The organism is Gemmatimonadetes bacterium SCN 70-22 (assembly GCA_001724275.1).
Taxonomy (GTDB): Bacteria; Gemmatimonadota; Gemmatimonadetes; order Gemmatimonadales; family Gemmatimonadaceae; genus SCN-70-22.
This window is the reverse complement of record MEDZ01000041.1, coordinates 16,334-28,733: the sequence shown is the minus strand read 5'-3', so window position 1 is coordinate 28,733 and position 12,400 is coordinate 16,334. Positions and strand designations below refer to the sequence as shown.

The following is a 12,400-nucleotide window of genomic DNA, read 5'->3' as shown; positions in this document are numbered from 1 at the left end:
CACCGCCGCTCCCGCAGCCGTGGCCGAGCGCGGCGCGTCGCCCGCCGGTGCGGCGCGCCGCGCGGCGACGGCTGGGACCCCGACGGGCGCGTCGGCTGCCGTTCCCGCCGCGCTGGAGATCAACGCCCTGGTGGAGCAGTGGGACGACATCGTCGCGGCCGTACGCCGGGAGCGCCCGATCGTCGGGACGCTCCTCGAACGCACCATCCCGACCGCGGTCGCTTCGTCGGGCGTCGTCTCGCTCCAGGTCGAGGAGATGGGGGCGTTCGAGAATCTTGCGGTCAAGGCACGGGAGCTGACCACCGCGCTCGCTCAGCACATCGGCGGATTGTCGCGGGTTCAGCTCCTCCCGCCCGAGTCGGCCAAGGACAACGGCCCCCGCCGCATGACGGCCGAATCCATCCGGTCCGAGACGCTGCAGGCGCTTCGGAAGCGCGATCCGGTCCTGTCGGCGGCCATCGACGAGCTCGACCTGGACCTCGTCGACTGACGACGGGGACGCAGGTCCGTGGCCGGGATTGGAGCAGTCGCCTATCTTACGGAATCACAATAACTTCAGGGACATGGCCGACATCTTCAAGATCCTCCAGCAGGCGCAGCAGGTGCAGTCGAGGATGCAGCAGATGCAGGAGGAGCTGGCGCAGCGTTCGGTGACCGGGACGGCAGGGGGTGGAATGGTCACGGTGGAAGCCGACGGGAAGGGGGCGATCCGCAAGGTCAAGCTCGAGGCGGCGATCGTGAACCCGGCCGACGTCGAGATGCTGGAAGACCTGATCGTGGTGGCCGTCGCCGAGGCGCAGAAGAAGGCGAACGAGCTGGCGCAGGAGGAGATGGGGAAGCTCACCGGGGGGATGAACCTCCCGTTCAAGCTCCCATTCTGACGGTGTCGGCCATCGACGACCTGGCCGCCGAACTCTCCAAGCTCCCCGGGATCGGGCGCAAGACGGCGCTGCGGCTCACGTACCACCTCCTCAAGCAGCCGCGGGAGCGAAGCGTCCGGCTGGCGCATGCGCTCGAGACGCTTGCGGAGCGGGTCCACCCGTGCCCGACGTGCTACAACCTGACCGAGGACCCCGAATGTGGCATTTGTCGCGATCCGAGGCGTGACGCCGGGGTGATCTGCGCCGTCGAAGAAGCGGCGGATATCGGCGCGATCGAACGGGCCGGCGAGTTCCGGGGGCGCTATCACGTCCTGGGAGGGCGCATCTCCCCGCTGGATGGGGTGGGACCCGAGGATCTCACCGTGACTGCTCTCGAGCGCCGGGTAGCCGGCGGAGCCGTGAAGGAAGTGATCGTGGCGACGAATCCCAGTGTTGAAGGCGAGGCGACGGCGCTGTACCTGCACCAGGTACTGGCGCCGCACGCCGTGCGCGTGACCCGAATTGCCCGCGGGCTCCCGATCGGGGGCGACCTCGAGTACGCCGATGGCATCACCATCGCGCAGGCGTTGTCGGCCCGACGGGAGATGGTGTGAGATGCGGAAAGGATCGATGTTGTCGTTGGGCGTGCTCGGCGGGTTCGTGGCCGGCTTCGCCCTGTGGAGCCGGCAGCAGCACGCTGACCGGCAGAGCCTCTTCAGCCGCAACCCCGTGCGTCGCCTGGCGGCGCTCGGCTACCTGCGGACCCGGCCCGATGAGCAGACCGTGACGCTCCTGCGCGAGTACCTGGCGTGGGAATCGCGGCCGGAGCTGCGCCGCCGGGCGCGACGGCTGCTGCGTCGCGTCGAGCGCGCGATCGCCTGACCCCCGCCGCCCGGAGACGCATGCCGATCGGAGCCTCGAGCTGGTCGTTCACCGAGGAAGACTTCACCGCGCTGACGCAGGTGCTGCAGCGCTTCCTGTTCGACAGCAACGCCCGCTGTGCGCTGCTGGTGGACCGGAGCGGGCAGCTGGTGACGTTCGCGGGCGATCGCCCCGCGTTCGACGTCACCGCCTTCGCCACGCTGACGGCGGCCGACTTCTCGGCCAACGACCAGCTGGCCCGCCTGATCGGGGAGAGCGACTTCAACACGCTGTTCCATCAGGGGGAGAAGGAATCGATGCTGCTGGCGGACGTCGCGCGCCGTGTGATCCTGGTGGCGCTGTTCGACAACCGCACCACGCTGGGCCTGGTGCGCCTCAAGATGCGCGCGATCGTCGATGACGTCGGGCGTCTCGTGGAGCGCTCGCTGCAGCGCTCGGTCACCGGAGGCGCCCCGCGGGCCCCGCTCCTTGCCGACGTCGATGATGAGATCGACCGTCTCTTCCAGTAACGTGCGAGACCCGGAGGGACGTCCATGTCGATGATCAACTACGCCTCGCGCGAGATCAACTGCAAGATCGTGTACTATGGCCCGGGGCTGGGGGGCAAGACGACCAACCTCGAGCACGTCTACAAGAAGGTGTCGCCCGACACGCGCGGGAAGCTCATCTCGCTGGCGACGGAGAGCGAGCGGACGCTCTTCTTCGACTTCCTCCCGGTCGACCTTGGTACCATCCGGGGCTTCAAGACGCGCTTCCATCTCTACACGGTGCCGGGGCAGGTGTACTACAACGCCTCGCGCAAGCTCATCCTGAAGGGGGTGGACGGGATCGTCTTCGTCGCCGACTCGCAAGTGGACCGCATGGAGGCGAACCAGGAGTCGATGCAGAACCTGTACGACAACATGGCGGAGTACGGTTACGACCTCACGCGCATGCCGTTCATCGTGCAGTACAACAAGCGCGACCTCCCCAACGCCGCGTCGCTGGCGGAGCTGCAGGACGCGCTGAACCCCGGGTGGGAAGTGACGGAACCGGCGCGCCAGCGCCTGACCCCGGACACGTGGCACGCCGGCGAGAACCTGGTGGAGCAGCTGCCGACCGGCGAATGGGTGGAGCGGGCCCCGTATTTCGAGGCGGTGGCCGTGACGGGCGACGGCGTCTTCGATACCTTGAAGGCAGTCTCGAAGCTCGTCCTCAAAGCCCTGTCGTAGCGCGCGTGTGGCGCGCTCCCGAGCCGTGCCGCTGAACCTTCCGAACGCGATCACCGCCGCCCGCATCGCCGCCACCCCGCTCATCGCCGCCCTGGTGACCAGCGCGGGGTGGGAGCTGCGCCTGACGGCCTGGGTCCTGTTCATCGTCGCGGCGGTCACCGACTACTTCGACGGCAAGCTGGCGCGCGACCGGAACCTCGTCACGAATCTCGGCAAGCTGCTGGATCCGCTCGCCGACAAGATGTTGCTCCTGGCGACGCTCGTCCCGATGTACTGGCTCACGCGCGACGCCTCGCTCTGGGCCTCGCTTCCGCAGCCCGACGCCTGGGCCGGCGGCTCCACGATCGGCCCCGTCCTCGCCGGACCGACCGGGGCACGGGTGGCCTATCCGTTCGTCACGCCGGTGGGGCTCATCGGCCTCCCCTTCTGGATCATCGCCGTCGTCCTCGGGCGCGAGCTCTTCATGACGCTCTTCCGCCAGTTCGCGGCGCAGCGCGGCATCATCATCTCGGCCATCGGTCCCGCCAAGTGGAAGACCACCTTCCAGTGGATCTGGGTCGGCGCGGCGTTCTTCTGGTACTTCGCCTCGGCGGCGGCGGTGGAGCACCGGTGGTCGGGGACGGCGTGGAGCGCCTTCGCCATGTTCAACGGGATCGTCGGTACGCTGTCGATGGTCGGGGCCGTGGCCCTCACGCTCTATTCGCTCTGGCTCTACCTGCAGCGCTACGGCAGCCTCGTCCTGCGCCCCGGCCGGGCGCGCGGCGTCACGCCGTAGCCTCCCGCGCCCGTGAACATCGAGATCCTGGCCGTCGGCGACGAGCTCCTGCTCGGCCTGACGATCGACACCAACGGCGCCTGGCTGGCGCGCGAGCTTGCGGCTGACGGGGTGCGCGTCACGCGCCGGGCCAGCGTCGGCGACGACGCGACCCGGATCGCCGACGCCGTGCGCGACGCGCTCGATCGCACCGGTGCCCTCATCACCACCGGGGGACTCGGCCCCACGGCCGACGACCTCACCTGCCCCACCATCGCCGGGCTGTTCGGGCGAGAGCTGGTGTTCGACGCCGCGCAGTGGGAACGCCTGCGCCAACTCTGGCGCGAGCGCGGGCGCCCGGGCGAGCTCCCCGAATCGAACCGGAAGCAGGTCATGATCCCCGCCGGGGCCCGCGTGCTTGGCAACAACCACGGGACCGCCCCGGGGATCTTCCTCGAGGACGAGCGCGGCCGCTGGGTCGCGATGCTCCCCGGCGTCCCGCGCGAGATGCGGGGCATCTTCAACGACGAGCTGCGCTCGCTCGTCCGGTCGCGCCTGGGGGCGGTATCGCACGTGGTCCGGAGCCGCACGGTGCGCACCACCGGGGTGGCCGAGTCGCAGCTCCCCTCGCTCCTGGGCGACGCCGCGGGCGGGGTCGACGCGATGTCGCTCGCCTACCTTCCGGGGCAGGAAGGCGTGGACTTGCGGCTGACGATCGCCGGCGCTCCGCCGGACGAGGCCGACGCGCGCCTGGCGGCCGGCGCGGTGCTCCTCGCCGGGCGGGTCGGCAGGTACGCCTACGCCGAGGGGTCGACCGACCTGGCGGAGGTCGTGCTGGCCGCCTGTCGCGCCCGCGGCTTGCGGCTGGCGGTGGCCGAGAGCTGCACCGGCGGGCTCCTGGGGGCTCGCATCACGGCCATCCCCGGTTCGAGCGACACCTTCGTGGGCGGGGTCATCAGCTACCACGACGCCGTCAAGCGCGAGCAGCTGGGGGTCGATGCCGCTACCCTCGCCACCCACGGCGCCGTGAGCGAGGAGGTGGCGCGCGAGATGGCTGCCGGCGTCCGCGCGCGCCTCGGCGTCGGGATCGGCGTCGGCATCACCGGGGTTGCGGGGCCGGACGGGGGGACGGACGAGAAGCCGGTTGGCCTGGTCTTCGTCGCCGTCGACATCGAGGGCGAGGTGCGGACGTTTGGTGGCCGCTTGATCGGCGACCGCGCCGAGGTGCGGTTCCGTGCGACGCAGGCTGCCCTCGACATGATCCGGCGCGCCCTCGCTCCCGCGTAACGTCGCCGCGCACGGGCTCCCAGGCGAGCGCACGGACCCGCACGGGGCACGCCGGGCCCGCACCCACCCCCCTGCCGTTCTGGCCGTCTCCCCGGGTATGGGCGTTGCCCAGCTCAGGCGCGCAGTCGAGATTTCAGCGTCGCGTGGCGCGTGCGCCGGGGTGAATGGCGCCGGCGCCCACGAAACCTTTCCGCCAGCATCCAGTAGGCGTCAGCCATATGGACCAACCACACGGATCGCAGCACTCCACCACCCCGCCGGAGGGGACGGAGACGGGGACCCCAGGCGTTGCGCCCACGGGCACGGAGGCCTCGGCCACGGGGGCAGCGGGCGAGGACTGGCAGCGCCAGCTCGAGGAGCAGCGCGACAAGTACCTGCGCCTGGCGGCGGAGTACGACAACTACCGCAAGCGCACCGTCCGGGAGCGGCAGGAGGCGGGGTGGCGCGCCCAGGCCGACATGGTTGCCGGGCTGCTGGAGGTGCTCGACGACCTGGCGCGCTTCGCGCAGGTGGACCCGGCCACGACCGAGTCGCGCACCGTGGTGGAGGGGGTGGCGATGGTGGAGCGGAAGCTGTTCAAGTCGTTGGCGGGGCACGGGCTGGAACTGGTGAACCCGATGGATCACCCCTTCGACCCTGCCGTGCACGAGGCCATCTCGACGACGCCGGCGGCCAGCGCCGACGAGGACCATCTCGTGGCCCAGGTGTTCCAGCTGGGGTACCTCTTCCGCGGGCAGCTCCTCCGCCCGGCGCGCGTGGTCGTGAAGCAGTGGAACGCGTGAGTCGCCGTTAGGCACGCATGGCCAATCCCAAGGACTACTACGCGGTGCTGGGGGTCTCGTCGACGGCGTCGGCGGAGGACATCAAGAAGCAGTACCGCCGCCTGGCCAAGAAGTATCACCCGGACGCGAACCCCAACGATCCGAAGGCGGCCGACCGCTTCAAGGAGATCTCCGAGGCCTACCAGGTGGTCGGCGACGCCGAGAAGCGGAAGCAGTACGACGAGATGCGCCGGCTGGGCGCCTTCGGCGGTTTTCCGGGAGGGCCGCGCGCGCGTCCCGGCGCCGGGCCCCGTCCGGGAGCGGGGGGGGCGCCTGGGGGGGCCGGGGCCGACGTCCGATTCCAGGACTTCGACGTCGGCGGGCTGGGCGGGCTGGGCGACCTGTTCGGGAGCATCTTCGGCGGGGCCGGGGCGGGGCGGGGGCGAGCGCGTGGCGCCGAGCAGGGGCAGTCCATCGAGTCGACGCTCGAGGTCCCGTTTCGCACGGCGGCCGCCGGCGGCAAGGTCCCGATCGAGCTCGAGGTCAACGAGGAGTGCTCCAGCTGCAATGGATCGGGCGCTGCCCCGGGCGCGACGGTCCGGACGTGCCCCGAGTGCAGCGGACGCGGGACGATCTCCTTCGGGCAGGGGGGCTTCGCCGTCAACCGCCCGTGCCCGATGTGCATGGGGCGCGGCCAGGTGCCGAGCGAGCGCTGCCCGGCGTGCAACGGCTCGGGCGAGGTCAGGACCAGGAAGAAGGTCCTGATCACCGTCCCTCCCGGCTCCGACACCGGGACCAGGATCCGGCTGAAGGGGCAGGGAGGGCGCGGCATCCACGGCGGCCCGCCGGGCGACCTGGTCATCACCCTGCAGGTGAAGGAAGACCGCTTCTACAAGCGCGAAGGGCTCGACCTGCTGGCCACCGTCCCGCTCAACATCGCCCAGGCCACGTTAGGCACGAAGATCTCGGTCCGTACCCTCGACGGGAAGAAGGTGTCGATCCGGATCCCGCCCGGGACCCCGAGCGGGAAGCGCTTCCGCATCCGCGGCCAGGGGATCGCCAAGGAAGGCGACACCGGCGACCTCATCGTCGAGACCAGCATCGTCGTCCCCGAGAAGCTGACGGAGGAGCAGGAACGGCTGCTGCGCGAGTTCGCGGAGGCCGGGGGATTGAAGTTCTAGGGGAGACGCGGGGGCGGCACGCCGGGCGTGCGGCTACGCGGCCTGCACGGGGAGCATCGCCCGCGCACCGGCCGCGCGCTCGATGAAGCCCCCGCCGAGCACGCGCGTCCCATCGTACATCACGAGCGACTGGCCCGGCGTGATCGCCGCCACCGGCTCGGCGAGGGCCAGTTCGATCTCGTCCCCCTGCAGGCGGAGCACTTCGGCCTGCGCCGCCGGGGCGCGGTGACGCACTTGCACCTGCAGCGGTGCACCGACCGGCGGGGGGGCGGCCAGCCAGTTCACCTCGCGCGCGACGACGCCGCGCCCGAGCAACGCCTCGCGCGGGCCGATCACCACCGCACGTGACGCCGGGTGGATGGCGACGACGAACATCGGCTCGGCGAATCCCCCGGGGAGGCCGCGCCGCTGTCCGATGGTGAAGCGCGCGTAGCCGTCGTGCTCGCCCACCACCGTGCCATCGGCCAGGACGACCGGCCCGCGCGCCAGGGCCGGGGTGTCGTCGCCGAGGCGCTGGCGGATGATCTTGGTGTGGTCCCCGTCGGGGACGAAGCAGATGTCCTGCGACTCCACCTTGTCGGCCACCGTCAGCCCCAACGACCGCGCCACCGCCCGCGTCTCCGCCTTGGTCTGGTGCCCCACCGGCAGGAGCATGCGGGAGACGACCGCCCGGTCGATCCCCCACAGGAAGTACGCCTGGTCCTTGGCGGGGTCGAGCCCCCGGTGCAGGGCGCCATCGATCACGCGGGCGTAGTGTCCCGTGGCGATGAAGTCCGCGCCGATGGCGTCGGCCTTGCGCAGGAGGTCGCGGAACTTGGTGAACGTGTTGCAGCGGACGCATGGAATCGGCGTGCGCCCGGCCGCGTACTCCTGCACGAAGTTGTCCACCACGTCCTGCCCGAAGGCGCTCTCCAGGTTGAGCACGTAGTGCGGGACCCCCAACGACTCGCAGATCCGCCGTGCGTCGTTGATGGAGTCGAGCGAACAGCAGGGGCGGTCGGGGACCTCCTCGCCGTAGCAGAAGAGCTTCATCGTCGCCCCAACCACCTCGTACCCCTGGGCGTGCAGCAGCGCCGCGGCGACGGACGAGTCGACACCGCCGGACATCGCGACCAGCACCCGGGGGCCTGCGGCGAGGCTCATGCGCTCACGCCTCCCCGCCCAGGCGGCGGGCCTTCTCGATGAGGGCGGGAAAGAGCTCGGCCACGCGGGCGATCCCGTCCTCGGTGGTCAGGACCCCGAGCGACATGCGGATCGCCGACGCGCCGAGATCGGGACGCACGCCCAACGCGGAGAGGACGTGCGACGGCTCCACGCTCCCGCTCTGGCACGCCGACCCCGACGAGCACGCCACCCCTTGCAGGTCGAGCGCCATCAGGAGCGACTCGCTGTCGGTGCCCGGGACGGACAGGTTGAGGATGTGCGGGGCGCGCGGCGCGCCGCGCCCGTGCACCCGGGCATCGGGGATGCGTGCCATGAGCTCTCCCTCGAGCCGATCGCGCAGCGCCTCGAGCCGGCGGCATTCCTCCTCGCGCTCGGCGATGGCCAGCTCGGCGGCGCGCGCGAAGCCGACCGCCATCGCCACGTTCTCCGTTCCCGGGCGGCGCCCCCGCTCCTGCGCCCCCCCGAAGACCAGCGACTGCAGCGGGGTGCCGCGACGGATGAACATGGCCCCGATCCCCTTCGGCGCGCCGATCTTGTGACCCGACACGGTGAGCGTGTCGAAGGGGACCGCGCGCGCGTCGATCGCCACCTTGCCCAGCGCCTGCACGGCGTCGGTGTGGAACATCGCTCCCCGCGCCTTGGCCGTGGCCGCGAGCGCGCCGACGTCCTGTACGACGCCGATCTCGTTGTTGACCCACATCACGCTGCAGAGCGCGACGTCGCCATCGACGAGGGCGCCGAAGCGGCCCGCGTCGACGATCCCGCGCCCATCCACCGGCGCGATGCGCTCTTCGCCCCCCTCGCGCCCCACCTCGTGCACGGCGGCGAGCACCGCCTTGTGCTCGATGGGGGTGGAGACGATGGCACGCCGCGTCGCACGCAGCGCCCGCCACGTCCCCAGGATCGCCAGGTTGTCCCCCTCGGTCCCGCCGGAGGTGAAGCAGATCTCGTCCCCATGCGCCCCCAGCAGCGCGGCGACGCGCTCGCGCGCCTCCTCCAGCGAGGCGCGCGCCTCGCGCCCCCAGCGGTGGGCGCTCGAGGGATTGCCGAAGCGCGCACCCAGGAAGGGGAGCATCGCATCCAGCACTTCGGGGCGCACTGGGGTGGTGGCCGCATGGTCGAGGTAGACGGGGGTCCGCATAGTGGACGAAAGATATCGCCTTTTCGCCCTCCCGTCTCCCGACTCCCGTCTCCCGTCTCCGGAGTCAATCCAGCGCCACCGTCCCCCGCTTGAAGCGCCCGATGGCCGCCGCGTTGAGCACCACGGCGATCGCCCCGAGCACCATGGCGGCGCGGAGCGCGATGGTCTCCAGCCCCAGCTCGGTTACCCGGGCCAGGATGCTGGCTTGCCGCTCGGGCGAGATGAACTGCGAGAAGAGCACCGGCGACATCATCACGAGCAGGATGATGATTCCGAACGTCTGCTGGGCCTGTCGCACGGTGGCGGCCCGGAGCGAGACGAAGACGCCGATCCCGGAGATGAAGAGCGAGCCGCCGAGGATGAGCGAGAGGAGCGAAGTCAGCCGGTAGGCGGGGATGGTGAGGAGTTCGCCCTGGCCGTGCTTCAGGTTCACCGCCGCCCACCCGATCAGGAGGTTCACGCAGGCGAAGGCGAAGCCGTACATCACCGCCGCGACGATCTTGCCGAGGATGATCGCGGTGTCGCTCAGCCGCGAGGCCAGGAGTGTCTCGAGCGTGTGGCGTTCGCGCTCGCCGGCAATCGAGTCGGCGATGAGCGTCGAGGTCATGCTGGTCGTGAGGATCGGCCAGTAGAAGAACATCAGCGGCGACGTGAGCCAGGTGGTGCCCAGCTGCAACGGGGAGACGACGCCGAGGAACAGGATGACGATGATGATCGACCAGCCGCCGCGCTTGAACCGGAGCAGCTGGTCGAAGATCTCGAGCCACTCCTTGCGGGCCACGGTCCAGACGTCACGGATCATGGCGCGTGCTCCGGGGGGACGGCGGTCTCGCCGGCCACGAGCTCGAGGAAGACGTCCTCGAACGATGCGCGGTCGCGCCGCACCTCCTCGACGGCGACCCCCGCGCCCACGAGCCAGGCGACGATCACGGCGATGTCGGCCCCCGGGGACAGCTGCAAGAGGATCTCGTCGTTGGCGCGTCGCACGCCGGCCACGCCGGTGAGCCGTGCCAGCCCGTCGAGAACGCCGTCGGAGAGCCCGCGCCCGGCCACGCGCACGAGCGGGGCCCCTCGCGCGGCGCGCAGGGCCGCGGGGGGGCCGAAGTCGAGCAGCCGGCCGCGGCGTATCACCCCGACGAGGGAACAGAGGCGCTCGGCCTCCCCCAGGTTGTGCGTGGTGAGGAAGATCGTCACGCCTTCTTCCTGCGCGAGCCGCGCCAGGTCGTCGCGCAGCGAGGCGCTCGCCACCGGGTCGAGCCCCGCCGTCGGCTCGTCAAGGAAGACCAGCCTGGGGCGGTGCAGCACCGCTCGGGCCACGGCGAGCTTCTGCTTCATCCCTCGGCTCCACGTCCCGACCGACTCGTCGCGCCGTTCCCACAGGCCAAACTGGGAAAGCAGCTCGCGAATGCGTTCGGCGCGGTCGGTCCGGGGCATGTGCCAGGCGCGCGCGTAGAAGTCGAGGTTCTGCAGCGCCGTCAGCCGCTCGTATACCCCGTTGTGCTCCAGGAGGGCGCCGGCCTGCTGGCGCACCTGGTCGCCTTCCGTGCGCGGGTCGCGGCCGAAGACCTCGGTTCGCCCGGCCGTGGGATCCACGAGACCGAGGAGGACACGGATGACGGTCGTCTTTCCCGCACCGTTGGGACCGAGGAAGCCGAAGACGGTCCCGGCGGGAACCTCGAAGGTGAGGTGGTCCAGGGCGCGTACCTTGGGGAAGTCGCGCACGAGGCCGTCCACCCTGATCGCGGGAGCGGTCATGCGCGCGAACGCAGGCGAAGGACGGCGCGCACCGGCGCCGCGTCGAGCCCGGCGACGCGAAGCGGGAGCGCGAGGAGCCCGTGGCGCCCCGCGGGAACGCCGCGCAGGTCGAGGTTCTCCACCACGAACGCCCCCCCCGCAAAGAGCCGCTGGTGGATGTCGAGCACCTTGCTCTCCCGCTCGTCGACGGAGGGGCAGTCCACCGCGAGGAGCGCGAGCCCCATCCCGAGGAGCGCATCGGCGCACGCCGGCGAGAGTACCGGCCATGCGTCGGGAAAGACCCCCTCGGCGATCGATCGCCCCGTATGGAGCAGCAGGCGTTCCACCCGCCCGCTGCCAGCGAGGGCGAGGTGGTGCAGCTCGAGGCGCCCCGCGAGCCCGCGCACGTCGGCCACCACGCACTCCCCAACGAAGGGATGCAGGGGGAGGGTGTCGGACGCCGGCCACCCGTCGCGCACGTGGAGGGGCGCGTCGGCGTGCGTCCCCACGTGCGGGCTCCCCTGGGTCGAGGAGAGGTTCACGCTGGCCCCGTCCGCGATACGACAGGTCCAGCGACAGTCGAAGGGGGTGTCGCCCGGCCACTCCGGGGTCCCGGGGCGGAGGAGGATGCTGATGTCGTGCAGCGCGCCGTCACCGGCCATGGTCAGAACGTGGACACCGCGAGGGTGGTGATGTCGTCGACCCGCATGGTCTCGGTGGTGTAGAACGGCTCCCCGTACCGCACGCGGATCAGCGACCCGTAGTGCGCGGCCTGGTGCCGCACGATGTCGTACAGCGGCTCGCCGTTGGGGTAGACCTCGCCGGCCTGCACCGCGTCGTCGAACTGCGAGCCATAGCAGCGGATCGCCGCCAGCTTCTCCTCGAAGGTGTCGCTGATGTCGACCACGAAGGTCGGCTTCAGGTGGTCTTCGCGATAGGTGATGGCGTGCACCACCTTGTGCGGCCGGAACGGCGGGTGCGCGTCGTCGAGCTTGCGAAGCCCCGACACGAAGACCGCGTCGCGGATCAGCTCTGCCGCCACGCGGTGGTCGGGATGCCGGCCATACGGCGCCGGGGCGGGGGCGATCACGACGCGCGGCTGCAGCCGGCGGAGCGCGCCGGCCAGCAGCCGTCGCGTGTCCGGGGTGTTGGTGATGCCGCTGTCGGGAAGTCCCAGCGTCTCGCGCACGGCGACGCCGAGGATGGCGTTGGCTTCGGTCGCCTCGCGGGCACGCAGCTCCGCCGAGCCGCGCGACCCCATCTCCCCCGCCGTCAGGTCGAGGATGCCGGTACGCCGCCCCATCCGCGCCGCCTTGATGAGCGTTCCGCCGCAGGTCAGCTCGGCGTCGTCGGGATGCGCGACGATGGCGAGGAGGTCGAGGGACGTCATGCGGGAGGAATGTATCGCGCCGGGCGCCACTCGTC

General features: G+C 71.1%; 16 protein-coding genes. 10 read left to right on the top strand and 6 right to left on the bottom strand.

All coding sequences use genetic code 11. From position 1 onward, the window contains the following. Window positions 1-19: 19 nt before the first annotated feature. The 10 genes from ABS52_16345 to ABS52_16300 all read left to right on the top strand — a co-directional run bounded on the left by ABS52_16345 (window position 20) and on the right by ABS52_16300 (window position 6,936). Window positions 20-490 carry a hypothetical protein gene (locus ABS52_16345; GenBank protein ID ODT01728.1) on the top strand — a complete coding sequence of 157 codons (471 nt, stop codon included), beginning with the start codon at window positions 20-22 and terminating at the stop codon, window positions 488-490. 73 nt (window positions 491-563) lie between these two features. Then, window positions 564-881, top strand: coding sequence for a nucleoid-associated protein, YbaB/EbfC family (locus tag ABS52_16340; protein ID ODT01727.1), 318 nt, complete (start codon window positions 564-566; stop codon window positions 879-881). Continuing rightward, a complete protein-coding gene (locus ABS52_16335; protein ID ODT01726.1) occupies window positions 878-1,474 on the top strand; it encodes a recombination protein RecR in 597 nt (198 codons plus the stop codon). Before ABS52_16340 ends, ABS52_16335 begins: the two co-directional genes overlap by 4 nt. A gap of 1 nt (window position 1,475) precedes the next feature. Beyond that, complete coding sequence (locus ABS52_16330) at window positions 1,476-1,742, top strand: hypothetical protein (protein ODT01725.1); 267 nt, start codon at window positions 1,476-1,478, stop codon at window positions 1,740-1,742. 20 nt (window positions 1,743-1,762) lie between these two features. Then, window positions 1,763-2,251 (top strand): hypothetical protein, encoded by a 489-nt coding sequence (locus ABS52_16325; GenBank protein ODT01724.1) that lies wholly within the window; start codon window positions 1,763-1,765, stop codon window positions 2,249-2,251. A gap of 24 nt (window positions 2,252-2,275) precedes the next feature. Continuing rightward, window positions 2,276-2,953, top strand: coding sequence for a gliding-motility protein MglA (locus ABS52_16320; GenBank protein ID ODT01723.1), 678 nt, complete (start codon window positions 2,276-2,278; stop codon window positions 2,951-2,953). Window positions 2,954-2,978: 25 nt separating this feature from the next. Further along, complete coding sequence (locus tag ABS52_16315; GenBank protein ODT01722.1) at window positions 2,979-3,728, top strand: hypothetical protein; 750 nt, start codon at window positions 2,979-2,981, stop codon at window positions 3,726-3,728. 12 nt (window positions 3,729-3,740) lie between these two features. Beyond that, window positions 3,741-4,994: a hypothetical protein gene (locus tag ABS52_16310; GenBank protein ODT01721.1), complete on the top strand. Its 1,254-nt coding sequence runs from the start codon at window positions 3,741-3,743 to the stop codon at window positions 4,992-4,994. Between the two features lie 218 nt (window positions 4,995-5,212). Next, the gene (locus ABS52_16305) at window positions 5,213-5,776 is read left to right on the top strand and encodes a nucleotide exchange factor GrpE (GenBank protein ODT01720.1); all 564 of its coding nucleotides are present in this window, start codon (window positions 5,213-5,215) and stop codon (window positions 5,774-5,776) included. 17 nt (window positions 5,777-5,793) lie between these two features. Further along, window positions 5,794-6,936, top strand: coding sequence for a hypothetical protein (locus ABS52_16300; protein ID ODT01719.1), 1,143 nt, complete (start codon window positions 5,794-5,796; stop codon window positions 6,934-6,936). Between the two features lie 33 nt (window positions 6,937-6,969). Here the strand turns inward: ABS52_16300 and ABS52_16295 are convergent, their stop codons facing one another. The 6 genes from ABS52_16295 to ABS52_16270 form a co-directional block, all read right to left on the bottom strand. Continuing rightward, window positions 6,970-8,079 carry a tRNA 2-thiouridine(34) synthase MnmA gene (locus tag ABS52_16295; protein ID ODT01718.1) on the bottom strand — a complete coding sequence of 370 codons (1,110 nt, stop codon included), beginning with the start codon at window positions 8,077-8,079 and terminating at the stop codon, window positions 6,970-6,972. 4 nt (window positions 8,080-8,083) lie between these two features. Then, window positions 8,084-9,241, bottom strand: a complete 1,158-nt coding sequence (locus ABS52_16290; protein ID ODT01717.1) for a hypothetical protein — start codon at window positions 9,239-9,241, stop codon at window positions 8,084-8,086. A gap of 64 nt (window positions 9,242-9,305) precedes the next feature. Then, complete coding sequence (locus ABS52_16285; protein ODT01716.1) at window positions 9,306-10,043, bottom strand: hypothetical protein; 738 nt, start codon at window positions 10,041-10,043, stop codon at window positions 9,306-9,308. Next, entirely contained in the window at window positions 10,040-10,996 is a 957-nt protein-coding gene (locus ABS52_16280; protein ID ODT01715.1) for an ABC transporter, read from the bottom strand. The genes ABS52_16285 and ABS52_16280 overlap by 4 nt, the downstream gene beginning before the upstream one ends. Continuing rightward, window positions 10,993-11,637: a hypothetical protein gene (locus tag ABS52_16275; protein ODT01714.1), complete on the bottom strand. Its 645-nt coding sequence runs from the start codon at window positions 11,635-11,637 to the stop codon at window positions 10,993-10,995. Before ABS52_16275 ends, ABS52_16280 begins: the two co-directional genes overlap by 4 nt. A 2-nt stretch (window positions 11,638-11,639) precedes the next feature. Continuing rightward, window positions 11,640-12,365, bottom strand: coding sequence for a bacillithiol biosynthesis deacetylase BshB1 (locus ABS52_16270; GenBank protein ID ODT01713.1), 726 nt, complete (start codon window positions 12,363-12,365; stop codon window positions 11,640-11,642). Window positions 12,366-12,400: the final 35 nt, after the last annotated feature.

Excerpts from the sequence above, each read along its gene's own strand:
- ABS52_16275 (ODT01714.1), bottom strand. The coding sequence starts at position 11,637 with ATGGCCGGTGACGGCGCGCTGCACGACATCAGCATCCTCCTCCGCCCC.
- ABS52_16280 (ODT01715.1), bottom strand. The coding sequence starts at position 10,996 with ATGACCGCTCCCGCGATCAGGGTGGACGGCCTCGTGCGCGACTTCCCC.
- ABS52_16330 (ODT01725.1), top strand. The coding sequence starts at position 1,476 with ATGCGGAAAGGATCGATGTTGTCGTTGGGCGTGCTCGGCGGGTTCGTG.
- ABS52_16300 (ODT01719.1), top strand. The coding sequence starts at position 5,794 with ATGGCCAATCCCAAGGACTACTACGCGGTGCTGGGGGTCTCGTCGACG.
- ABS52_16295 (ODT01718.1), bottom strand. The coding sequence starts at position 8,079 with ATGAGCCTCGCCGCAGGCCCCCGGGTGCTGGTCGCGATGTCCGGCGGT.
- ABS52_16270 (ODT01713.1), bottom strand. The coding sequence starts at position 12,365 with ATGACGTCCCTCGACCTCCTCGCCATCGTCGCGCATCCCGACGACGCC.
- ABS52_16290 (ODT01717.1), bottom strand. The coding sequence starts at position 9,241 with ATGCGGACCCCCGTCTACCTCGACCATGCGGCCACCACCCCAGTGCGC.
- ABS52_16340 (ODT01727.1), top strand. The coding sequence starts at position 564 with ATGGCCGACATCTTCAAGATCCTCCAGCAGGCGCAGCAGGTGCAGTCG.
- ABS52_16325 (ODT01724.1), top strand. The coding sequence starts at position 1,763 with ATGCCGATCGGAGCCTCGAGCTGGTCGTTCACCGAGGAAGACTTCACC.
- ABS52_16305 (ODT01720.1), top strand. The coding sequence starts at position 5,213 with ATGGACCAACCACACGGATCGCAGCACTCCACCACCCCGCCGGAGGGG.
- ABS52_16285 (ODT01716.1), bottom strand. The coding sequence starts at position 10,043 with ATGATCCGTGACGTCTGGACCGTGGCCCGCAAGGAGTGGCTCGAGATC.
- ABS52_16320 (ODT01723.1), top strand. The coding sequence starts at position 2,276 with ATGTCGATGATCAACTACGCCTCGCGCGAGATCAACTGCAAGATCGTG.